18 protein-coding genes are annotated in these 22,646 nt (G+C 75.9%); 7 read left to right on the plus strand and 11 right to left on the minus strand.

Going from position 1 to position 22,646, the window contains the following annotated elements; genetic code table 11:
* Positions 1-70: 70 nt before the first annotated feature.
* Together ACIRBY_RS23715 and ACIRBY_RS23720 are read left to right on the plus strand one after the other, a co-directional pair.
* Positions 71-1,363, plus strand: a complete 1,293-nt coding sequence (locus ACIRBY_RS23715) for a DUF6777 domain-containing protein (protein WP_403903506.1) — start codon at positions 71-73, stop codon at positions 1,361-1,363.
* A 105-nt stretch (positions 1,364-1,468) separates the two neighbouring features.
* Complete coding sequence (locus tag ACIRBY_RS23720) at positions 1,469-2,233, plus strand: ArsR/SmtB family transcription factor (RefSeq protein ID WP_403903582.1); 765 nt, start codon at positions 1,469-1,471, stop codon at positions 2,231-2,233.
* A 4-nt stretch (positions 2,234-2,237) separates the two neighbouring features.
* On the opposite strand, the gene ACIRBY_RS23725 is transcribed toward ACIRBY_RS23720, so the two are convergent.
* Positions 2,238-2,711 (minus strand): hypothetical protein, encoded by a 474-nt coding sequence (locus ACIRBY_RS23725; RefSeq protein WP_403903509.1) that lies wholly within the window; start codon positions 2,709-2,711, stop codon positions 2,238-2,240.
* A gap of 135 nt (positions 2,712-2,846) precedes the next feature.
* Here ACIRBY_RS23725 and ACIRBY_RS23730 point away from each other — a divergent pair, with 135 nt between their 5' ends.
* Positions 2,847-4,919, plus strand: a complete 2,073-nt coding sequence (locus ACIRBY_RS23730; protein WP_403903512.1) for a SpoIIE family protein phosphatase — start codon at positions 2,847-2,849, stop codon at positions 4,917-4,919.
* Between the two features lie 140 nt (positions 4,920-5,059).
* Positions 5,060-7,798: a phosphodiester glycosidase family protein gene (locus tag ACIRBY_RS23735; protein WP_403903515.1), complete on the plus strand. Its 2,739-nt coding sequence runs from the start codon at positions 5,060-5,062 to the stop codon at positions 7,796-7,798.
* Here the strand turns inward: ACIRBY_RS23735 and ACIRBY_RS23740 are convergent.
* The 3 genes from ACIRBY_RS23740 to ACIRBY_RS23750 form a co-directional block, all read right to left on the minus strand.
* The gene (locus ACIRBY_RS23740) at positions 7,779-9,716 is read right to left on the minus strand and encodes an ABC transporter permease (RefSeq protein WP_403903519.1); all 1,938 of its coding nucleotides are present in this window, start codon (positions 9,714-9,716) and stop codon (positions 7,779-7,781) included. The two genes, ACIRBY_RS23735 and ACIRBY_RS23740, sit on opposite strands and share 20 nt — an antisense overlap.
* A 175-nt stretch (positions 9,717-9,891) precedes the next feature.
* Entirely contained in the window at positions 9,892-10,710 is an 819-nt protein-coding gene (gene modA, locus ACIRBY_RS23745) for a molybdate ABC transporter substrate-binding protein (RefSeq protein WP_403903522.1), read from the minus strand.
* Between the two features lie 151 nt (positions 10,711-10,861).
* Positions 10,862-11,257: a molybdopterin-binding protein gene (locus ACIRBY_RS23750; protein ID WP_403903525.1), complete on the minus strand. Its 396-nt coding sequence runs from the start codon at positions 11,255-11,257 to the stop codon at positions 10,862-10,864.
* A 134-nt stretch (positions 11,258-11,391) separates the two neighbouring features.
* Between ACIRBY_RS23750 and ACIRBY_RS23755 the strand changes: the two genes are divergently transcribed.
* Positions 11,392-11,802, plus strand: coding sequence for an RNA-binding S4 domain-containing protein (locus ACIRBY_RS23755; RefSeq protein WP_403903528.1), 411 nt, complete (start codon positions 11,392-11,394; stop codon positions 11,800-11,802).
* 93 nt (positions 11,803-11,895) lie between these two features.
* Here ACIRBY_RS23755 and ACIRBY_RS23760 read toward each other — a convergent pair whose 3' ends face one another.
* From ACIRBY_RS23760 to ACIRBY_RS23775, 4 genes are all read right to left on the minus strand, one after another.
* A complete protein-coding gene (locus ACIRBY_RS23760) occupies positions 11,896-12,294 on the minus strand; it encodes a PTS-dependent dihydroxyacetone kinase phosphotransferase subunit DhaM (RefSeq protein ID WP_403903530.1) in 399 nt (132 codons plus the stop codon).
* Entirely contained in the window at positions 12,291-12,917 is a 627-nt protein-coding gene (dhaL, locus tag ACIRBY_RS23765) for a dihydroxyacetone kinase subunit DhaL (RefSeq protein ID WP_403903532.1), read from the minus strand. Before dhaL ends, ACIRBY_RS23760 begins: the two co-directional genes overlap by 4 nt.
* 20 nt (positions 12,918-12,937) lie before the next feature.
* Positions 12,938-13,942, minus strand: a complete 1,005-nt coding sequence (gene dhaK, locus ACIRBY_RS23770; RefSeq protein ID WP_403903535.1) for a dihydroxyacetone kinase subunit DhaK — start codon at positions 13,940-13,942, stop codon at positions 12,938-12,940.
* A gap of 108 nt (positions 13,943-14,050) precedes the next feature.
* Positions 14,051-14,515, minus strand: coding sequence for a MarR family winged helix-turn-helix transcriptional regulator (locus ACIRBY_RS23775; RefSeq protein ID WP_403903537.1), 465 nt, complete (start codon positions 14,513-14,515; stop codon positions 14,051-14,053).
* A gap of 131 nt (positions 14,516-14,646) precedes the next feature.
* On the opposite strand from ACIRBY_RS23775, the gene ACIRBY_RS23780 reads away from it, so the two are divergent.
* Positions 14,647-15,213, plus strand: a complete 567-nt coding sequence (locus ACIRBY_RS23780) for a DoxX family protein (protein WP_403903540.1) — start codon at positions 14,647-14,649, stop codon at positions 15,211-15,213.
* 108 nt (positions 15,214-15,321) lie between these two features.
* Positions 15,322-17,115, plus strand: a complete 1,794-nt coding sequence (locus ACIRBY_RS23785; RefSeq protein WP_403903542.1) for a glycoside hydrolase family 15 protein — start codon at positions 15,322-15,324, stop codon at positions 17,113-17,115.
* Positions 17,116-17,189: 74 nt separating this feature from the next.
* Here the strand turns inward: ACIRBY_RS23785 and ACIRBY_RS23790 are convergent, their stop codons facing one another.
* The 3 genes from ACIRBY_RS23790 to ACIRBY_RS23800 all read right to left on the minus strand — a co-directional run bounded on the left by ACIRBY_RS23790 (position 17,190) and on the right by ACIRBY_RS23800 (position 22,433).
* Positions 17,190-18,596, minus strand: coding sequence for an APC family permease (locus ACIRBY_RS23790; RefSeq protein ID WP_403903545.1), 1,407 nt, complete (start codon positions 18,594-18,596; stop codon positions 17,190-17,192).
* 293 nt (positions 18,597-18,889) lie between these two features.
* On the minus strand, positions 18,890-21,016 hold the full coding sequence (locus ACIRBY_RS23795) for a SpoIIE family protein phosphatase (protein WP_403903548.1): 2,127 nt from the start codon (positions 21,014-21,016) through the stop codon (positions 18,890-18,892).
* Between the two features lie 4 nt (positions 21,017-21,020).
* Positions 21,021-22,433 (minus strand): MFS transporter, encoded by a 1,413-nt coding sequence (locus ACIRBY_RS23800; protein WP_403903585.1) that lies wholly within the window; start codon positions 22,431-22,433, stop codon positions 21,021-21,023.
* Positions 22,434-22,646 lie beyond the last annotated feature (213 nt).

The following is a 22,646-nucleotide window of genomic DNA, read 5'->3' on the forward strand; positions in this document are numbered from 1 at the left end:
TGGGCGGCAGGAGTGTCGGAAATCCGGACAACTCCGGTTTTTTTCGTTCGGTGCTTGGGAGGAAGGGCCCGTGACCACTCAGCCGTCCGGTGGGCAGCCGCCGCCGTTCTCCTCGCAGCCGCCGGGGTCGTCGCAGCCGCCGCGGTCGGAGCGTCCCACGGGTCCCCCTTCAGGCCCCCTCTCGGGCGGGGACCGGGGGTCCACGCCCCCGCCGCCCGCGCCTCCCGGGGGATCCTCCGGCGGCGGCGGGGAGCCGCCCCGGAGGCCCTGGTGGCGGTCCGCGCCCCGGCTGGCCGCGGCGGCCGTGGCGGTGGCGGCCGTCGCCGCCCTGGCCGTGGTGCTGACCCGGCCCGGCGGGTCCTCCGGGCAGGCCGGGGGCGAGCTGTTCCTCCAGCCGGCCGCGGCCTCCGGGCCGGACCCCTTCACGGAGTCCACGGCCGCCCGGCAGGCCACCCCGCCGCCGCAGAGCCCGGCGCCCAGCACGGCGGCGGCCACGGCCACCGCCACGGCGAGGGCGGCCACCCGCAGCGTCAGCGGCTCCGCGCCCGGCCTCTACGGCGGCACGAAGGACGTCGCCAGCTGCGACGTGGAGAAGCAGATCGCGGCGCTGTCCGCGGACCCCGCCAAGAACGCCGCCTTCGCCGGGGCCCTGGGCATCGAGGCGGGCGCCGTGCCCGGCTACCTGCGCGGGCTCACCTCCGTACAGCTGCGCCTGGACACCCGGGTCACCAACCACGGTTACAGCAACGGAGCCGCCTACCCCTTCCAGGCGGTGCTCCAGGCCGGCACGGCCGTGCTGGTGGACGACCGGGGGATGCCGAGGGTGCGCTGCGCCTGCGGCAACCCGCTGGGCCCGCCGGTGCCGCTGCAGGCCAACCCGAAGCGGTCGGGGGCGCCTTGGGGCGCGTACCAGCCCGCGAAGGTGGTGGCCGTGGCGCCGGCGGACACCGCCGTGAGCGGCTTCGTCATCTACGACCACCAGTACCACCGCTGGCTCGAACGCGGGCGCGGCGCCGACTCGAAGCCCGACAAGCCCGTCCCGCCCCCGCCGACGCCGACCCCGGTGGCCACCACCCCGCCCGCCTCGCCCTCGGCCCCCTCGCCGAAGCCGTCCCCGTCCCCGTCCCCGTCCGCCGCGACGCAGACCGCGACCCCGGCCGCGACGCCCAAGCCCACCGGCCCGGCGACGGAGACCGCCACCGCGACCCCGTCGGCGGCCACTCCGCCGGCACCCACCGAGAACTACCCGCCGGAAGACACCGGGACCCCCGCCCCCCCGCCCACCACGGCACCCGCCCCGCCGCCCACCACGGAACCCGCCCCCGCGGCCACGACGGCCAACCCCCAGGAGAACCCCTACTAGGCGCACCACGGCACCCGGCCCCCCGCCCGCCAAGGCGGGGGGCCGGGTGTTCCTGCCGTTTGACATGCAGGCGTTTGCCTGCATTATTGAAGTGTGAGCAGCGAGATGGACCGGGTCTTCAAGGCCCTGGCCGATCCGACCAGGCGGTTCGTGCTGGACAGGCTGCGCGAGAACAACGGCCAGACGCTGGGCGAACTGTGCGAGAGCGTGCAGATGGCCCGGCAGTCGCTGACCCAGCACCTCGGGGTGCTGGAGGCCGCCAACCTCGTGACCACCGTCCGCAGGGGCCGCGAGAAATTGCACTACCTCAACCCCGTACCCCTCCACGAGATCCAGCAGCGGTGGATCAGCGCCTTCGACCAGCCACGGCTGGACGCGCTGAGCGCCCTGAAACAGAAGGCCGAAACCCTGATGAGCACCGACAGCGGACCGCGCCCCGACTTCGTCCACACCACCTACATCGCCGCGACACCCGAGAAGGTCTGGGAGTGCCTGATGGACCCGGAGGCCACCGCGGCCTACTGGTTCCACCACAACGTCTCCGACTGGCAGCCCGGTTCGCCCTGGGCGCACCGCCGCCTCGACGGCTCCGGCACCGACGACGTCGTGGGCACCGTCGTCGAGATCGACGCACCGCGCCGGCTGGTCCTGACCTGGACCGGCCCCGGCGAGGAGCGCCCCGGCGGCCCCGCCCGGGTCACCTTCGACCTCAAGCCGTACGGCGACGCCGTCCAGCTCACGGTCACCCACGTCAACCTGCGCGACGCCGAGGAGCTCCGCGCGATCTCCGGCGGCTGGAGCTTCGTCCTGGCCAACCTCAAGACCTACGTCGAGACCGGCGCCACCCTGCCCGTCCCGGCCCGGCACTGAGCCCCTAACGCCCCTCGGGCCCGCCCGGCACCGACGCGGAGCCGGGCGGGTCGGCGCACACCGTCCCGGTCTCGTAGACGGTGCCGACCTCGTCCGGTTCTGCCGTCGGGGTCGCCGACCCCGACGGCAGCGCGCTCGGCTCCGGCGCGGCCGGGACGGCGACCTCCACCGCCGCGCAGTAGGCGGTGTCCGGGCGGATGCCCGCGTCCAGCCTCCTGACGACGGTCCTTCCCACGCCGGGGATCTCGTCGGCCAGGATCACCCGCAGCGTCTCCCCGCCGCCCTGGGGGCGCAGGACGAGCACGTTGCTCTTGTCTTGGGGCTCGGTGTCGAGGAACGAGACCGTCACGTAGGGGGCGTTCAGCTTCAGGCCCACCAGTCTCGACATCGCCGACGAGGGCGTGGCCAGACCCACGGCCAGTCCGCACGCCAGCACCGACCCGACCGAGGCCCGGTACGCCCGGCTGAGGTGCCTCATGGGTGATTCCCTTCGCAGACAGAGGGGACGGTCCGATCGTCTGCCCGGGCGCGGGCCCCGGCAAATCGCCGGCCCGCCCGCCGGGCGGGGGCCGGGCGCGCTGCCGGGGGCGGGGAAGAGTGAGACCCTGGCTGCATGGACCAGCGGGGACCCACCCCGGCGGTCGACTGGCCCGCGCGGCCCGATCTGAGCCTCGCGCTCAACCGCATGGGCACCTTCGACTGGGACCTCGACAGCGGCCGCCTGCACCTGGACGCCACCGCCCTCGAGGTCCTCGACCTGCCCCCGGAGCGCTTCGACGGGACCCCCGGCGGGCTGCGCGCCCGCATCCTCCCCGGCGACGAGGCGCGCCTGGAACACCGCGTCCAGCAGGCGCTGCACGACGGCCGCAGCCACTACGGCGCCTACTTCCGCACCTTCCGCCAGGACGGCGGGACCTCCTGGATCCACCTCCAGGGACACGTCCTGCGCGACCGGGCCGGCCGCCCGTACCGGATCATCGGGATCCTCCGCGACGCCGCCCAGGACCCCGCGGAGCCCGGAGCGGAGGGGGAGCGCGACGAGGGCCGGCGCCGGATGACCGGGGTCGTCGAGCGGACCTCCGCGATCCTGGCCCACGCCCGCACCGTCAACGACGTCACCGACATCCTCAAGGACCCCGAGGGCCTCGGCCATCTCGGCGCCGTCAGCGTCATGCTGGGCATCGTCGACGGCGGCCGGATCCACCTGGTCGCGGAGGGGCAGCTCGGCGCCTACGTCCCCGAGATCGAGTACACCCGCATCGACGCGCGGCTGCCGATGAGCGAGGCGGTCCGCACCCTGCGGGCCGTCTACCTCTCCTCACGGGAGGAGTTCCGGCGGCGCTACCCGGAGCTGTGGCCGTACATCGAGCCGCTGTCCGTGCGCAGCGGCGTCTACCTGCCCCTCATCGCCCAGGGCCGGCCCATCGGCGCGCTCGGGCTGCTCTACGCCCGCGACGGCGACTTCACCGCCGAGGAGCGCAACCTGCTGGTCGCGCTCGGCAGCGGCATCGCGCAGAGCCTGCAGCGGGCCATCCTCTTCGAGCAGGAGCACGACCTCGCCGAGGGCCTCCAGCGGGCCATGCTGCCGCGCCACATACCGCAGGTGGCGGGCGCCCGGATCGCCGTACGGTACCGGGCGGCCCGGATCGGGCGGGACATCGGCGGGGACTGGTACGACGTCGTCCCCCTCGGCGGCGGCCGGGTCGGGGTGATGATCGGCGACGTGGAGGGCCACGACACGGACGCGGCGGCCGTCATGGGCCAGCTGCGCATCGTGCTCCGCGCGTACGTGATGGAGGGCCACACCCCCGGGACGGTGATGGCCCGGGCCTCCGCCTTCCTGCGCGACCTGGCCACCGAGCGCTTCGCCACCTGCACCTACGCCGAGGCGGACCTGAACACGGGGATGCTGCACCTGGTCCGGGCCGGCCACCTCGATCCGGTGGTCCGGCGCGGGGACGGCACCTGCCACCGCGTCCAGGTGGCGGGCGGGCTCCCGCTGGGACTGCCCCCGCGCGATCCGTCCGACACCGGCTGCGGCTACCCCGTCACCAGCATGGAGCTGCACCCCGGGGACACCCTGCTGCTCTGCACCGACGGCCTGATAGAACGGCCCGGCGGCGACCTCGAAACCGGCCTGCGGGAGTTCATGGAAGCGGCCTGCGAAGGCCCGGCCGACGTCGAGGAACTCGCCGACGTGCTGTGCGACCTCGTGGGGGACGCGGGCGGCGGGGACGACATGGCCCTCCTGGTCCTGCGCCGCCGCGGCACCCCCGCCCCGCCCGACGGCGGCCCGCTGCGCCAGCACCTGGACCCGGGCGACCCGGACGGCCCGGCCCTGGCCCGGCACCTGATCCGTGCGGCGGCCGCCGCCTGGGGCGCCCGCGAGCGGGCCGACGAGATCGAACTGGCCGCCGACGAGCTGATGACCAACGCCCTCGTGCACACCGACGGGGGCGGGCGGGTCGGCATGCGGCTCACCGCGCAGGGCCGGATCCGGATCGAGGTCGAGGACTCCAGCAGCGCCCTGCCGCGCCGCCGCGAGGCGGACGACTGGGCGGTGTCGGGCCGGGGCCTGATGCTGGTGGACCGCCTCGCGGACGGCTGGGGCGTGGAGCCCCGGGGGAGCGGCAAGTGCGTCTGGTGCGAGTTCACCGTCCCGGAAGCCGGGCCACCGGCGGGGTGAGGGCCCCTCAGAGCGGGGCCGGCGTCGGCCCCGCATGCGCCGTCCACACCCTTGTACCGGATCCGAACGGATGAACCTGCCGGTCCACGCGGTGCGGCTCGGGGCTGATGGTCGTACAGTATGGCGATCCTGCCGGGGTGATGAGCCTCCGTCCGCTGCTGCCCGCCCTGCTGAGCGCCGCCCTCCTGGCCCCCGTCCCCGCGTACGCCGCGGCCGGCGGCCCCGGCGAGGGCATCGAGACCGCCCGCACCGGCCGGCAGCTCGCCCCCGGGATCCGCCTGGAGTCGTACGACCGGCTGGAGGCCGACCGCTGGCTGCGGATCGACGAGCTGGTGGCCGACCTGGACCCGCGCGGCGGCGTACGGGCCGAGTACCTGGGCACCGGCGGCGCCACCGGCCCGGTCACCCTCGCCCAAGCCGTCGCCCGCCACCGCGCCGGGCCGGGACGGCGCGTGGTCGCCGCCGTCAACGGCGACTTCTTCGACATCCGCTCCACCGGCGCCCCCCTCGGCCCCGGCATCGGCTCCGGCCGGCTCCTGCACTCCGCCTCGCCCGGGCCCGGCGGCGGCGCGGCCGTCGGCTTCGGCCCGGACGGAGCGGGACGCCTGCTGCGCCTGGGCCTCGACGGGGCGGTGACCCTGCCCGGCGGGAAGGCGTACCCCCTGGCCGGGTACAACGCCGCCAAGCCGCCCGCGGAGGGCTTCGCCGTCTACACCGCCGACTGGGGAGGCAAGCGGCTCCCGGCCCTGGGGCCCGGGCCGGCCGTGGTGCTGCGCGACGGGCGGGTGGCCTCCACCGGCCCCGCCCCGGCGGCGCGCCCCGCCCCCGGCACGGTCCTGCTGACCGCCCGCGGCACCGCACAGGCGGCCGCGCTCGCCGCGCTGCGCCCGGGCGACGCGGTGGACGTCACCGCCCGGCCGCTGCCCGCGAAGGGGCCGGCCCCCGTGACGGCGCTCGGCGGGCGAGGGACCCTGGTCGCCGCCGGAACCCCGGTCGGCCACGACGGCGAGGCCAACGACGCGGCCGCCCCGCGCACCGCCGTCGGGCTCTCACGGGACGGCCGGCGGCTGACCCTCGTCACCGTCGACGGCCGCCAGCGCGACAGCGGCGGGCTCACCCTCACCGGGCTCGGCGCGCTCATGCACCGGCTCGGCGCGTACGAGGCCCTCAACCTCGACGGCGGCGGCTCCTCCACCCTGCTCGCCACCCGCCCCGGGGCGGGCGTCCCCACCCTGGAGAACTCCCCGTCCGACGGCCGGCCGCGCCCCGTGCCCAACGGCCTCGTCCTGACCGCCCCGGCGGGCCCCGGCACACCCGCCGGGTTCCGGGTCGAGCCCGCGGGAGGCGCCGCCCGGCTCTTCCCGGGACTGAGCCGCACCCTCACCGCCACGGCCTACGACGCCGCGCTCGCCCCGGCCGCCGCGACGCCGCGCTGGAGCGCCGACCGCGGCCGGATCGGCCCCGACGGCGTCTACCGCGCCGACCGCCCGGGCCCCGCCACGGTCCGGGCCTCGGCCGCAGGGCGGACCGGCGGGGGCGGGGCGAAGGGCCCGGCCGGCGGAACCGCGCCGGGGGCGGAGGCGGGTACGGGCGCGTCCGGCGACGGGGCGCCCGAGGGGGCCGTGCGGCTCGACGTGCTCGGACCGCTCGCCGGGGTCCGGGCCGTCCCCGCCCGGATCGGCCTCGAAGGACGCGGGCAGAGCGCCGGGTTCAGCCTGCGCGGGTACGACGCCCAGGGCGCAGCCGCCCCCGTCGAACCCCGGGACCTGACCCTGAGCTACGACCGCACCCGCTGGCGGGTCGTCGAGGACGGCCGGGGCGGCTTCACCGTCACGGCCCTCACCGCCCGGGCCGCCGGGCGGCTGTCCGCCACCGTCAAGGCCACCGGCGCCACCGCCGAACTCGCCCTCGGCGCCGGCTCGGTGGCCGCCCCCGTGGCCGGCTTCGACGACGCGGCCGCCTGGACCGGACCCGGCGCCGCCTCCGCCGAAGGCCACCCGGGCCCGGGGCTGGCCCTCGAAGCCCGGGCCGGCGCGGCCGCGGTCCCGCCCCGCCCGCTCCCCGTGCCGGAGTTGACCCGGTCCCTGTCCCTGTGGGTCGGCGGGGACGGCTCGGGGGCCCGGCCCGCCGTGGAGCTGGCCGGGGCCGACGGGGTGCCCGTGACCCTGCGCGGACCCGCCGTCGACTGGACGGGCTGGCGGGAGGTCAGCCTGCCGGTGCCGGCCGCCGCCGAACAGCCCCTGCGCGTCACCCGTCTCTCGGCGGCTCCCGGCGCCCGCCCCGGTCGGCTGCTGCTGGACACCCTGACCGCGACCGTCCCGCCCACCGGGCCCGCCGCCCCCGACACCGCCCCGCCCGACCCTGCGGTGGCGACCGCCGCCGAGGTCCGGACGCGGCCCTGGCGGTTCGCCGCGGGCGGGCAAGCGGCCGGGGACGGCGCCGAACTGGTCCTGACCGGCACGGAGAAGGCGCCCTTCCTGCACCGCGGGGTGCGCTTCGTCCCGCTCGACACCCGCCGCCGCACCCTCGACCGGGGCGCCGGCCTGGCCCGGATGCGGGCCCTGCGCCAGGCGCTGGACGCCGCCGCCCGGGAGCCGGGTACGGCCGCGGTGGCCGTCGTCCTGCCGTACACGCCGGACACCCTGGACGCCAAGGAGTCCGCCCTGCTGGCGCTGCGCCTCGCGGAGTTCCGCCGTACGACCGGGAAGAGGGCGGCGGTCCTCACCCTCGGCGCGCCCCGCTTCACCGCCGCACGGGACGAGGGCGTGCTGACCGTCGCGGCGCCCCGCGGCGGCCGGACCCTGTTCGGAGCGGACGCCTTCGCCGCGCCCGGCCGCGACTGGCTGTCCGTGGCACCGCCTACAGGCGCACGAGGGTGACCTCGGTGGCCTTCACGCTCGTCCAGACCGCGGCGCCGTCGGCCACGCCCAGTTCGGCGGCCGCCTCCGGGGTGATCTCCGCGACCAGGTCGGGTGCCTCGGCCGAGCCGACGAGCACGCGCAGCCGGCTGCCGACCGCGGTGACCTCGCGCACGGTTCCGGGCCAGACGTTGCGGGGGCTGCCGCCGGGCCGCTCCCGGTGCACCGACACCGCCTCCGGGGCGATGATCGCGAGGGCCCGGGCCCCCTCCGGGAGGGCCTCGGCCACCACCAGCCGCCCGCCGCCCGCCAGCGCGAGCCCCTCGGCGGAGGCCGTGCCCGGCCAGGCGTTGCGGCCCAGCATGCGGGCCACCCACGGCGAGCGCGGATGCCGGGCGACCTCGGAGGGCGGCGCGTCCTGGAGGGTCCGGCCGTCGGCCAGGACGAGGACCCGGTCGGCCAGCGACACCGCCTCGACGGGGTCGTGCGTGACGATCAGGCACACCCCGCCGAAGCCCGCGAGGTGGCTGCGCAGGGTGTGCCGCACGTGCGCCCGGGTGGTCTGGTCGAGGGCGGCGAGGGGCTCGTCGAGCAGCAGCAGCCGGGGACGGGCGGCCAGCGCCCGGGCCAGGGCCACGCGCTGCGCCTGGCCGCCCGACAGCTGGCCGGGGCGCCGCTGGGCGAGGTGCCCGACGCCGAGCCGGTCCAGCCAGGCCTGCGCCTCCCGGCGGGCCTCGGCGCGCGGAACCCGGCGCGCGCGCAGTCCGTACGCGGTGTTGGCGAGGGCGCTCAGGTGCGGGAACAGCGCCCCGTCCTGCGGGACCCAGGCCACCTGGCGGCGGTGCGGGGGCAGGGCGGTGACGTCGGTGTCGCCGAGCCGCAGCGCGGCGTGGGCGCGCGGGGTCAGGCCGAGCAGGGCCCGCAGGAGCGTGGTCTTGCCCGCGCCGTTCTCGCCCACCACGGCGATGGTGGTGCCCGGACCGGCGTCGAGGGTCAGCCGGTTGAAGCCGGTGACCTCGGCGTGCAGGGGCCAGCGGCCGCCGGCGGGGACGGCCGGCCCGGCATCCTCCCACGGGCCGCCGCTCTGTTCGGCGGGGGCGTCCTCGGCGGCCGCGGGCAGGCTCCGGGGCGCCTTGCGGACGGCCGGGGTGCCGGTCCAGCGGCCGCGCAGGGCGATGAGGACGCCCATGGCGATGGCGAGCAGCAGCAGCGACACCGAGGTGGCCGCCTCGGGTCGGTCCTGGAGCAGCAGGTAGACCTGGAGCGGCAGGGTCTGGGTGGTGCCGGGCAGGTTCCCGGCGAAGGTGATGGTCGCCCCGAACTCGCCCAGCGCCCGTGCCCAGGTCAGGGCCGCGCCCGCGATCAGGCCCGGGGCCACCATCGGCAGGGTCACCGTGAAGAACACCCGGACCGGCGCGGCGCCGAGGGAGGCGGCGGTCTCCTCGTAGCTCGGCTTGAGCCCGCCGAGGGCCCCCTCCAGGCTGATCACCAGGAAGGGCATGGCGACGAAGGTGGCCGCGACGACGGCGCCCGAGGTGTGGAAGGGCAGCGTGATGCCGAAGGCGTCCTCCAGCCAGGGCCCGAGCAGCCCGCGCCGCCCGAAGCCCAGCAGCAGCGCGACACCGCCGACGGTCGGCGGCAGCACCATCGGCAGCAGCACCAGCGAGCGGACGAAGGCCTTGCCCCGGAACTCGACCCGGGCCAGCAGCCAGGCGAGCGGCACCCCGAGCAGCAGGGACAGGCCCAGCGCCCAGGCGGAGACCAGCAGCGACAGCCGCAGGGCCTCGACCACACCGGGGCTGGTGAGGTGTTCGGCGAGGTCGCCCCACTGGGTGCGGGTCAGGATGCCGATCAGCGGCAGCAGCAGGAACGCGACGGCGAGCAGCGCGGGGAGCGCCAGCGTCACGGGGGGCCGGGTACGGGTGCGGAGTCTGCTCATGGGATTCCTGCTCGGGAGCTGCTGCGGCGGGCGGGAGGGCGGAGCGTCGGGAGCCTGCGGCGGTGGGCTCCCGCGAGCGTAGGGAGCCTACGGCGGCGGGACTCCCGCCTTCGGGGGCATGCCGAAGGGGGCTGCCCGTCCCCCCGGACCGGGCAGCCCCCTGGGGACCGTGGTGCTACGGCTTCTGGAAACCGGCGTCCTGGAGGATCTTCTGCGCCTCCGGGGTGCTCAGCCAGGCGACGAACGCGGCCGCGGCCTCGGAGTTCTTGGACTGCTTGAGCGTGGCGGCCGGGTAGGAGGCGACGGCGTTCTGGTCGTCGGGGATGTCGACGGTGACGACCTTGTCGCCGGACTTGGCGGAGTCCGTCTTGTAGACCAGGCCGGCGTCGGCCTCGCCCAGCTCGACCTTGCTCAGGACGGCGCGGACGTTGGGCTCCTGGGAGACCGGCTTCACCTCGATCTTCTGCGCGTCGAGGATCTGCTTGCTGTAGCGGCCGACCGGGACCTCGGGCGCCGCGAGGACGACCTTGATCTTGGAGTCGGCGAGGTCCTTCAGCTCGTCGATCTTGAAGGGGTTGTCCTTGCCTGCGGCGATGACCAGGCGGTTCTTCGCGATGACCGCGGCGTCGTTGGTCTCGCCCTTGAGGCCGTCCATCGTCTTGGTGTCGGCGGTCACCAGCGCGTCGGCGGGGGAGCCCTGCTTGACCTGGGCGGCGAGCTCCTGCGAGCCGGCGAAGGAGAAGGTCACCTTGGTGCCCGGGTGGGACTTCTCGTAGGCCTGGCCGGCCGTCTTGAAGACGTCGGTGAGGGAGGACGCGGCGAGCACGGTGAGGTTGGCGGCCTTCGCACCGGCCGAAGCCGGGGCCGAGGCGGACGGGGTGCCCGCGGCGTCGGCCTTCTTGTCGTCGTTGCCGCCGCAGGCGGACAGCGGGACGAGCAGGGCGGCGGTCAGCGCGGCGGCGGCCGCGCGGCGGCCGTTCAGGATCGCGTGCACGGGAGGGGCTCCTCGGATCGGGTCGGCGGCCGGCCGGGTGCCGGGCCGCGCGGTGTGACCCGCGCCGTGACGGGCGGAGCGGGTGGGGACGGGCGGGTGCGCGCGGGGCGCGCGGTGAGCGGGGGCGGCTGGGCGCCGCGCCGGACCGGGGTCAGGTGCGGTCGATGTGCACGCTGGTCGACTTCACGCGGGCGGTGGCCTGCATGCCGACCTCCAGTCCGAGTTCCTCGACGGCTTCGCGGGTCAGCAGGGAGACGAGGCGGTGGGGACCCGCCTGGATCTCGACCTGCGCGGCCACGTCGCCGAGCGTGACGGCCGTGACGATGCCGCTGAAGGCGTTGCGCGCCGAGGTGTACGGCTCCCCGTCCTCGGTGTGGGCGCCCTGCCCCACCTCGACGGAGAAGGCCGCGAGGTCACGGCCGTTGATCAGGCGACGGCCGGCCTCGTCGCGATGGGTCGCGACCCGGCCGGCGTCGGCCCAGCGGCGCGCGGTGTCCGGGCTGACGCCCAGGAGACGCGCCGCCTGTCCGATGGTGTAGGACTGCATGTGCGACAAGGTAGGGGCAGATCGAGCGCATGTGCAATTCGTTTGGCGCGTTCTCCATCGCAGATGCCATGGTCCTTGTGGTATCCGCCAAAAAGCGTTCCGTTTCCGGGCCGCCGGATCGATAGGCTCGGCGCATGGCTGATACGAAGAGCACGGGAGCGGCCGGGCCGGCTCCGCTGGAGGCCGGTACCGCGCGGGTGGACGCCTGGATCTGGTCGGTACGGCTCACCAAGACCCGGTCCGTCGCGGCGACCGCCTGCCGGGCCGGGCACGTGAAGGTCAACGGGGAGCGCGCGAAGCCTGCGCAGCAGGTGCGGGCGGGCGACGAGGTCCGGCTGTTCCACGCGGGGCGCGAGCGCGTGGTGGTGGTGCGCAGGCCCGTGACGAAGCGGGTGGGGCCGCCGGTGGCGGCGGAGTGCTTCGTCGACAACAGCCCGCCGGCGCCGACGGCCGTGGAGGCCGCGGCGGTCGGCCTCCGGGACCGGGGTGCCGGGCGGCCGACCAAGCGCGAGCGGCGGGAGTTCGACGGCCTGCGGGGGCGCTGACCCGCGCGGACCGGGGCGGGTGCGGTGCACCGTCGCGCGGTGCACCGCACCCGTCCGGGATCCCGGATCCCGGACGCCGCACGCCGCCGGGCGTCAGCGCTTGCGGTAGCCGTAGGCCTCCGTGGCGGCCACGGCAACGGCCTCCAGCGGGGCGCCCGTCGAGGCCGCCACGACCGCCGCCACCGCGCCCTCCAGGAACGGTGCGTCCACGAGGCGGGAGTCCGGCGGGAGGTCGCCGTCCTCCAGGAGGGCCTTGACCGTCAGGACCGCGCTGCCGAGGTCCGCCAGCAGGGCCACCCCGGCTCCTCGGTCCACCGACGCCGCCGCCGCGAGGACCAGCTCCGCGCTCGTGCCGAGGCCGCCGTCGGGCCGGCCGCCGGCCGGGGCGACCAGGGCCCCCGCGCCGCCCGCCGCCAGGGCCCGGGCCAACTGCGCCACGGACTCCGCCACCTGGGCGCTGTGCGACACCAGGACGATGCCGACGCCGTTCACCGGACCCCCTCGGCCGTGTCCGCCAGGGCCGCCAGGAGGAGGGCCGAGGAGGTGGCGCCCGGGTCCTGGTGGCCGATGCTGCGTTCGCCGAGGTAGCTGGCCCGGCCCTTGCGGGCCAGTATCGGCACCGTCGCCAGGGCGCCGGCCTGTGCCGCGTCCCGGGCCGCGGGGTAGGACGTGCCCAGCGCGGCCACCCCCGGGACCAGGGCGTCCAGCATCGTCTTGTCGCCCGGCGCCGCCCCGCCCAGCTGGGCCACCGCGTCCACCCCCGTCTGCAGGGCCTGTTGCAGGGCGGCGTCCGAGACCTCGGGGGCCTCGCCGAGCTCCTTGCCGGTGCGCCGCAGCAGCGTCCCGTACAGGGGGCCGGAGGCGCCGCCGACCGTGGAGATCAGGGTGCGGCCCGCCAGTTGGAGCAGTGCGCCGGGCCCGGCAGCGGGATCGGCCCCGGCCAGCCCGTTGCGGACGGCCGTGAAGCCGCGCAGCATATTGGCGCCGTGGTCGGCGTCGCCGATGGGGGAGTCGAGCTCGGTCAGTCGGTCCGCCTCCCGTTCCACCGCCGCCGTGGCGGCCTCCAGCCAGCGTCGGAAGAACTCCGTGTCGCGCACCGCAATCCCTTCGTCCATGACCGTGTGCCCCCGCTTCCTCAGCGGCCCCAGCGCAGCGCCGGGGTCTGCACCGGCGCGTCCCAGAGCCTCAGCACGTCCTCGTCGGCCCGGCACAGCGTCACCGAACAGCCCGCCATGTCGAGGGAGGTGACGTAGTTCCCGACCAGGCTGCGCGCCACCGGGACCCCGCGCGCCTCCAGGATCCGGGCGACCTCCGCGTGGAACCCGTACAGCTCCAGCAGGGGGGTCGCGCCCATCCCGTTGACCAGGGCCAGGACGGGGCCGACCGACGCACCCGTCTCCGCGAGGCCGTCCAGCACGGCGCCCACCGCCACCTCCGCGATCTCCCGCGAGGTCATCATGGCCCGCCGCTCGCGCCCCGGTTCGCCGTGGATGCCGATCCCCAGTTCGAGCTCCCCGTCGGGGAGCTCGAAGGTCGGGCTGCCCTTGGCGGGCGTGGTGCAGGCGCTGAGCGCGACGCCGAAGCTGCGCGCGTTCTCGTTGACCTGCCGGGCGAGGGCCGCGACGCGTTCCAGCGGCGCCCCCTCCTCCGCCGCCGCCCCGGCGATCTTCTCCACGAACAGGGTGGCGCCCGTACCCCGCCGCCCGGCCGTGTACAGGCTGTCGGTGACGGCGACGTCGTCGTTGACGAGCACGCGCTCCACCCGCAGGCCGTCCTCCTCGGCGAGTTCGGCCGCCATCTGGAAGTTGAGCACGTCGCCGGTGTAGTTCTTGACGACGAACAGGACGCCCTGGCCGGAGTCCACGCTGCCCGCCGCGTGCAGCATCTGCTCCGGGACGGGGGAGGTGAACACCTCTCCGGGGCAGGCCGCCGAGAGCATGCCGTGGCCCACGAACCCGCCGTGCAGGGGCTCGTGTCCGGAGCCGCCGCCGGAGACCAGGCCGACCCGGCCGCCGGTCTTCGCGCCGCGCCGTACGACCACCCGCCGCTCCACGTCCACGTCGAGGTCGGGATGCGCTGCCGCCATCCCGCGCAGCGCGTCGGCGACTACGGTGTCCGCGGAGTTGATGAGCATCCTCAAAGCTGCCTCCCAGGTGGCGCGGCCGTCCGGCCCCGTTCGCGGCCGGGTTTCGAAGTCAACCACGACCGGCTGCCGGATCAGGGGAGGAACGGCCAAGAGGACGGGAGGTCAGCCGTCCTGCTCCCGCAGCCGGCGGCTGACCTCGCCGAGGCCGTCGGCCAGCGCGTCCAGCTGCGCGGGGGTGAGCACGTCGACGAGGGCCTTGCGGACGGCCGTCACGTGGCCGGGCGCGGCCGCCTCCAGCCGGGCCCGGCCGGCGTCGGTGAGGACGGCGAAGACCCCGCGCACGTCGGAGGGGCAGCTGCGGCGCCGGACCAGCCCGGCCTTCTCCATCTGGGTGACCTGGTAGGTCAGCCCGCTCTTGGAGTTGATCAGCCCGTTGGCGAGTTCCGTCATCCGCAGTTCGCCGTCGGGCGCCGCGGCGAGCCGCACGAGGATCTCGTACTGGGGATGGGAGAGTCCGGAGTCGTCCTTCAACTGCTGGTCGAGATGCCGGTTCACCAGGGCGGAAGCGGCCAGGAAGCCCCTCCAGGCCCGCATCTCGCGCTCGTCCAGCCATCTCGTTCCGTCCATGGCGCCAGGGTACACGAGTTGTTCGAATTTGAATCAGTGGTTAGTCTCGGTGTCGGCGGTTCGAATTTGAACAACCTGCTCCGCGCACGACGAACGACTCCTCGGGCCGCCCCGACCGGAAGGAATCCCCCATGACCAGCGCCTCCGCCACCGCGACGAAGGCCCCGGCCACGGCACCGGCCGTATCCGCCACCCCCGCCCCCTCCACCGCCTCCTACGACGCCGGCCTGCTGCTCCTGCGCGTCGTCCTCGGCCTGACCGTGGCCGCCCACGGCGTCCAGAAGCTCTTCGGATGGTTCGGCGGCGGCGGGATCGGCGGCACCGGCCGGTTCTTCACCTCCGTCGGCTACCCGGCGGGCGACACCATGGCCGCCCTCGCCGGCCTGACCGAGACCCTGGGCGGCCTCGGACTCGCCGCGGGCCTGCTCACCCCGCTCGCCGCCGCCGCCGTCACCGGCACGATGATCAACGCCCTCGCCGTCCACGGCGCCGGGGCCTTCTTCGCCCCCAAGGGCATGGAGTACGAACTGCTCCTCACGGTCGCCGCCGCGGCACTCACCCTCACCGGCCCCGGCCGCTACGCCCTGGACCGCGCCCTGCCGCTCCCCGCGCTGCGCACCCACCGCCTGTCGCTCGGCGCGTCGGCCCTGGCCCTCGGCGTGGTCCTCGCCGCGGCCACCCTCCTCGTGCGCAGCTGACCCCCGCCCCGCACGACCGGCCCCGACGGGCCGCTCCGCCCTCCGGCCCCCTGCGGCCGGAGGGCGGCACGCTGATTGGCCCGGGGCAATCAGGGGAACAGCGGATAAATGACACAACCCATCGAAGACTACGCACTCATCGGCGACCTCATGACCAGCGCACTGGTGGGCCGCGACGGGTCCATCGACTGGCTGTGCCTGCCCCGCTTCGACTCCGCCGCCTGCTTCGCCGCCCTCCTCGGCGACCGGGAGAACGGCCACTGGACGATCGCCCCGGCCGCGGCCGCCGAGGGCGAGCGGTGCACCCGCAGGGCCTACGCCGACGGATCGCTGATCCTTGAGTCCTTCTGGGAGACCGACGACGGCACCGTCAAGGTCACCGACTTCATGCCGCAGCGCGACACCGCCCCCGACGTCATGCGCGTCGTCGAGGGGATCTCCGGCCGGGTCACCGTCCGCAGCACCCTGCGCCTGCGCTTCGACTACGGCCACGTCGTCCCCTGGGTCCGGCGCAGCGAGGGCGACCGGGTGGCCGTCGCCGGGCCCGACTCGGTCTGGTTCCGCAGCGAGCCCCCCGTCCGCACCTGGGGCGTGGACCGCAGCACCCGCTCCGAGTTCACCGTCGGTCCCGGCGAGAAGGTCGCCCTCGTCCTGACCTGGCACCCCTCGCACGAACCGCGCCCGCCGCGCGTCGACCCGTACGAGGCGCTGGAGCAGAGCCTCGCCGACTGGCGGGACTGGTCCGCCCAGTGCCGCTACCAGGGCCCCTACGAGGAGGCCGTCACCCGCTCCCTGATCACCCTCAAGGCCCTGACCTACGCCCCCACCGGCGGGATCGTCGCCGCAGCCACCACCTCCCTGCCGGAGGAGCTCGGCGGCGTCCGCAACTGGGACTACCGCTACTGCTGGCTGCGCGACTCCACCCTGACCCTCGGCGCGCTCCTGACCACCGGCTTCCTCGACGAGGCCCGGGCCTGGCGCGGCTGGCTGCTGCGCGCCGTCGCGGGCGACCCGGCCGACCTCCAGATCATGTACGGCATCGGGGGCGAGCGCCGCATCCCCGAGGCGGAGCTGCCGTGGCTGCGCGGGTACGCCGGTTCCGCCCCCGTGCGCGTCGGCAACGCCGCCGTGGACCAGCTCCAGCTGGACGTCTACGGCGAGGTCCTGGACTCCCTGTACCTGGCCCGGTCCACCGGACTGGCCTCGGAGCGGCACGCCTGGCAGATCCAGCTGGCCCTGCTGGACTTCCTGGAGCGCAACTGGCGCCGCCCCGACGAGGGGCTGTGGGAGGTGCGCGGCCCGCGCCGCCACTTCACCCACTCCAAGGTGATGGCCTGGGCCGCCGCCGACCGGGCCGTACGGACGCTGGAGGCCGCCCCCCACATGCCGGGCGACATCGAGCGCTGGCGGACCATGCGCGACGAGGTCCACCGCGACGTCTGCGAGCACGGCTACGACCCCGAACGGGGCACCTTCACCCAGTACTACGGCTCCCGCGAGCTGGACGCGGCGACCCTGCTCATCCCCCGTGTCAGCTTCCTGCCGCCCGACGACCCGCGCGTGATCGGCACCGTCGACGCCGTCCGGGCGGAGCTCGGCCACGACGGCCTGGTCCGCCGCTACAGCACCGAGGGCCCCTCGGTCGACGGGCTGCCCGGCGACGAAGGGGCCTTCCTGGCCTGCTCGTTCTGGCTGGCGGACGCCCTGTACCTGACCGGCCGGCCCAAGGAGGCCCGCGAGCTCTTCGAGCGCCTGCTGGCCGTGCGCAACGACGTGGGCCTGCTCGCCGAGGAGTACGACCCGTCGAGCGGGCGCCAGCTCGGCAACTTCCCCCAGGCCTTCAGCCACATCGGCCTGGTGAACACCGCCCTCACCCTCGGAGCGGCCGACGACCGCCCCTGACCCGCGGGAACGGGAACGCCCGCGGGGCCGCCGCGGTGCGCGGCGGCCCCACGGGCCGGGGGAGGTCCGGGCGGCTACGCCTCGGCCGGCTCCTCGGTGTCCGGGATGCTGACCAGCCAGCGCGTGTCCTTGCGGGGCCGCAGGTACAGCGCCCAGTACAGGGTGGCGACGGCGGTGATGCCGCCGGTCCACAGCAGGTACTCGGTCTCCTGCTGGGTCAGGATGTACGCCAGGACGGCGATCAGCGCGATCGGCACGGCCGGCCACAGCGGCATCCGCCATGCGGAGGCATCGCGGTGCGCCCCCCGCCGGCTGAACAGCGCGGCCACCGCCACCAGCAGGTACATGCCGGTCACCGACACGCCGGTCACCCCGTACAGGGTGTCCAGGTTGACGAAGCACATCGCCGCGCCCGGCAGGCCGACCAGCAGGGTGGCCACCCACGGGGAGCCGAAGCGGCCCAGGCGGGACAGGCCGCGGTTGACCGGCTCGGGCCAGGCCTTGTCGCGGGCGGAGGCGAAGAGCACCCGGGAGTTCTGGATGACCATGACGATGCCGGCGTTGACGATGGCCAGGGCCACGCAGAGGCTGACGAAGGTGCCGACGGCCGAGTTCGACCAGGCGGTCACCATCGCGCCGAGGTCGCCGGAGGCCAGCGCGTCCAGGTCCGGGGCGCCCATGGTGATCGCGACGACCGGGACCAGGATGACGGCGGTGGAGATGGCCAGCGTCGCGAGCACGGTCCGAGGGACGTCGCGGCGCGGCTTCTCCAGCTCCTCAGAGAGGTAGACGGCCGTCGAGAAGCCCTGGGTGATGAACAGCGCGATCGCCAGGCCGGAGACCACCATCATCGCCGTCACCGTGGAGGTGCCGCCGCCCTCGGCGGCCACCGTGCCGTGCACCAGCGCGCCGGCGCCCCGCTCGCTGTGCGCGAAGCCCAGCACGGCGACCAGCGCCGCCGCGATCACCTCCAGGACCAGGAAGACGCCCGTGATCCAGGCGTTGGCCCGCAGGTCCAGAAGGCCGGCGAGGGTCGCGAGCAGCATCACCGCGCCGCCGGCGACCGGGGCCGGTATGTGGACCACCGGGGCGAGGTAGTCGGCGGTCCCCATGGCGATCACGGGAGGCACGATCATCACCACGAGCAGGGACAGCACGAACACCAGCCAGCCCGCGAGGCGGCCCGCCAGCGTGGAGACCATGGCGTACTCGCCGCCCGCGCTCGGGATGAGCGTGCCCAGCTCCGAGTAGCAGAACGCGACGCCGATGCAGAGCAGCGAGCCGATCGCGATGGTGAGCGCGGTCCAGGTGCCGAGACTGGAGAAGAGATCGGGAACGACGACGAACAGGGTCGAGGCGGGCGTCACGCACGACAGCGTGAGCAGGGTCCCGCCGACGACGCCGATGGAGCGCTTGAGCTTCTGCGGGGTGGGCCCGGTGGCGGGGGCGAGCGCCTGGGGCGCGCTGATCGTTTCAGTCATCGGTGCGGGATTTCCGATCGGCAGGTGCGAAGAAGGGGGTGCCGGGGCCGCTATCGCCTCCGGGGCGGTGGTGGGCACTTCCGTTTGTGTGGCTCCGGTGGCCGATATGGAAGCTCGACGACATCCGCAGGTCAAGAGCTGTCCATGTGCGGATTCCATCGTGCGGCGCAAGCGCGACACGGCATCCCAGGCGTTAAGACCGCGTAAACACCGGGCGGGCGAGGGGTGCGGGAACCGCACGGAGATCCGCATGAATTTTCTTCCGCTTTGCTCTGCGTCAGGCCCTTTCCCCGTCAGGACCGGGACGCCAGGAGCAGCGCGATGTCGTCCGGCCGGTCGGCCTGCCCGTCCGCTTCCGCCACCAGCCGGTCCGCCGTCTCCGTCAGCGGGGCCGGGCGGGCGGCTCCGGCCAGGACGGCCCGCAGCCGCTCCACGCCCTCGTCGATGTCCGCGCCCGGCACCTCCACCAGCCCGTCGGTGTACAGGGCCAGCACCGCGCCCGGCTCCAGCAGCAGCTCCGTCTCCGGGTACGAGGCCCCCGGGTCGACCCCCAGGACCACCCCGCCCGCCAGGTCCAGCACCTCGGTACGGCCGTCGGCGTGGCGCAGCAGCGGTTGCGGATGCCCGGCGCGGGCGGCCACGGCACGGCCGGACGCCGGGTCCAGCAGAACGTAGCAGCAGCTGGCGAACTGGCCGGGGTCCAGGTCGATCAGGAGCTGGTTGGTGCCCCGCACCACCTGCGCCGGGCTGTTCCCGCTGAGCGCGAACGCCCGCACGGCGCTGCGCAGCTGCCCCATGGTCGCGGCGGCCGCCACCCCGTGGCCCTGGACGTCCCCGATGACCAGCGCCAGCCGGTCCGGGCCCGTCTCGACGACGTCGTACCAGTCGCCGCCGACGTCCATCCCGGCCGAGCCGGGCAGGTACCGGCCCACCGTGGCCACCCGCCCCGTCACCGGCAGCCGGTGCGGCAGCAGCGCCGCCTGGAGCCCCCGGGCCAGCGCCGCCTCGCTGTCGTAGCGCCGCGCCCGCGCCAGGGCCTGCGCGATCAGCCCGGCCAGCGCGGTGAGGACCGTGCGCTCCTCCCGGCTGAACCCGCGCGGAGCGTCGAAGCCGAGGATGCAGGAGCCCACCGGGCGGCCCGAGGCGATCAGCGGCAGGAAGGCGCGGGCGCCGACGTCGGCGTCCAGCGGGATCCCCGGATACGCCGACGCCAGGTGCTGCATCGACTCGAAGAACAGCGGCCGCCCCGTGGCCAGCGTCTCCACGCCCGGCAGCCGCGCGTCCAGGGAGACCCCGTCGAACCGGTTCAGGAACCCCCGGGGGAAACCCGTCTCCCAGGCGAGGTACAGGTGGCGCTCGTCCAGGAGGTAGATCGCCAGCTGCCGGCCGCCGAACGCGGGCAGCAGCTCCTCGGTGACCACCGCCGAGACCTGGCGGGCCGTCATCGCCTCGGTCAGCGCGATCGCCAGCGCCACCGGCCGGTACAGGGCCGAGGCCCGGGAGGCCGCCGCCGCACCGGGCCCCGGTCCCGCCCGGGCCGCCGCACCGGGCGCGTACCCGGGCCGCTCGCCCGCCTCCAGGGTCACCGTCACCCCCGAGGGCGCCGGGTACAGCCCCACCGACACCGCCGGGGGATCCGCGTCCTCCCGCCGGGCCTCGAAGCAGACCGCCTCCCCGGACAGGTACGCCCCGCGGAAGTGGTCCTCGAACGCGGGGTGCCCCAGCCACGGCAGGGCCTCCCACAGCCCGCGCCCCGTCAGTCGCGCCGCCGGCACCCCGGACAGCTCCCCGGCGGCGGCGTTGGCGAAGCCGATGACCCCCTGCCGGTCCACGGACAGCACCCCCAGGGGCAGCCGGTCCGCCGCCTCCCCGGCACTCCCGCCCGGCTCGGGCCACGCCACGCCCAGCGGGTCCCGGTCCCAGCGCACCGGATCCCCGGCGGCCGCCAGCCCGGCCAGCTCCCGTCCCAGCCCGTCCGCGACCTCCCGCATCCGCCGCCGGTCGCCGGCGTCGACCGGGACCCCCGGGGTCGCCGGCCGCACCACCAGCAGCACCCCGAACCGCTGCCCCCCGGCGGCCACCGGCTCGTACAGCGAACCGAACGGGAACGGCAGGCCCGCCATCAGCTGCGGGAAGCGCCGCACGGCGCTCTCCCCGTCCGGCAGGTGCACCGCCTGTCCGCTGCGGAAGGCCTCCGCCACCGGGTACGGCCGGTTCACCTGGATCCGCCACCAGGGCCGGAACAGCGCCCCCGGCAGACCCGTCACCGCCGCCATGCGCAGCAGCCCCTCGGTGCCCGAGCGCAGGTAGACCCCGCCCGCACAGCCGCCGACGGCCCGCACGGCAGCCACCGTCGCCCGCGCGAGCACCCGGCCCGCGGCGTCGGACGCCGGGCCGTCGCCGTCCGGTCTCGCCGTCACACAGTCAGGATGCTCCCTGGCCCCCGGCCGCTGCACTCCGGCGCTCCCCGCGCCCCCGGAAGCCGGTCACCACCGCCGCCGAGGCGACCAGCAGCACCGCCGCCACCGCGCGCAGCGCCACCCCCATGGCGTCCGTGAAGGCCGCCGCCTGCGCGGGGTCCGCCGCGGGGTTCCCGTGGAACCGGGAGGCCAGCACCGTGCCGACCACCGCCACGCCCAGCGCCGCGCCGATCTCCCGGGCGGCCGTGTTCAGCCCCGAACCCAGCCCCGCCTGGTGCGGCGGCAGGGCCGAGACCACCGTCATGGTCAGCGAGGGCGCGCACAGCCCCGTCCCCACGGACAGCACCAGCAGATAGTCGGCGTACACCGCGTACGGGGTCCCCGCGTCGACCGTGGACACCAGCAGCAGGCCCCCCGCGATCAGCACGAGCCCCAGGCCCACCGGCAGCCGGGGTCCGGTCCGCTGCTGGAGCCGGGCGCCGAAGCGCGGGACCAGCGCCATGCCGACGGTCAGCGGGACGATCGCGAAGCCGGTCTGCGCGGGCGAGAAGCCCTTCGCGTACTGGAGGTACTGGGCGTTGACGAAGAACAGGGAGAAGAGCCCGAAGAACGCGGCGCCGATGCCCAGCGTCCCGGCGCGCAGCCGGCGGGAGGCGAAGATCCGCGGATCCAGGAGCGGGCGGGCGGTGCGCAGGGCGCGGAGGACGAACCCGGCCAGCAGCGCCGCCCCGGCCGAGAAGGCGGCCAGGACCCGGCCCGAGCCCCAGCCGTACGCGGGCCCCTCGATGATCCCGTAGACGACGGCGCACAGCGCCCCCGCCAGGACCAGGGCGCCGAGCGGGTCGACGGCCGCGTCGGGACGCGAGGGCGTGCGCGGCACCGCGCGGGCCACCGCGAGGGCGAGCAGCGCGGCCAGCGGGACGACGGCCCAGAACAGCGCCCGCCAGGTGAGGAACTCCGCCGCGAGACCGCCTCCGACGTTGCCCGCCAGGCCCCCGAGCCCGGCGGAGAGCGTCCAGGTGGCCAGCGCCTGGGGGCGCCGCTCGGGCGGGGTCAGGTGGACCAGGACGGACATGGTCGCCGGCATGATCAGGGCGGCTCCCGCCCCGCACAGGCCGCGCCCGGCGATCAGCACCGCCGGGTCCCGGGCGAGCGCGCTGAGCACCGCGCCCGCGGCGAACAGCCCGAGCCCGGCCAGCAGGGCGCCCTTGCGGCCGTAGCGGTCGCCGAGGGCCCCGGCCGGGATCAGCAGGGCGGCGAAGACGATCACATAGGCGTCGACGGCCCAGAGCAGCTCGCCGGGGCTCGGGTGCAGGGTGGAGGCGGCCAGCTGCGGGATCAGCAGGTTGACCGCGGCCACCATGCCCTGAGCGACGAGCACGCAGGCGTACAGCGCGAGCAGGGCGGCGCGGGACAGCCCCGGGGCGGCCGGGCCGCCGGGCCGGGCGGCGCCGGCGGTACCGGAGGGTGAGGGCGGGGGCGCGGCGGTGGCGCCGGGACCGGGGTCGGGCGCGGCCGGTGTGCGGGCATGGCGGAGCACGGCTCCTCCTGGGAGTCGGTCGACGGTGATGGTGTCCGGGGGAGATCAACCCCCGCCGAACCACCGTAGAGTTGGCGCGACCTGCTTTCC

This window comes from Streptomyces sp. NPDC096136 (assembly GCF_044763325.1).
Taxonomy (GTDB): Bacteria; Actinomycetota; Actinomycetes; order Streptomycetales; family Streptomycetaceae; genus Streptomyces.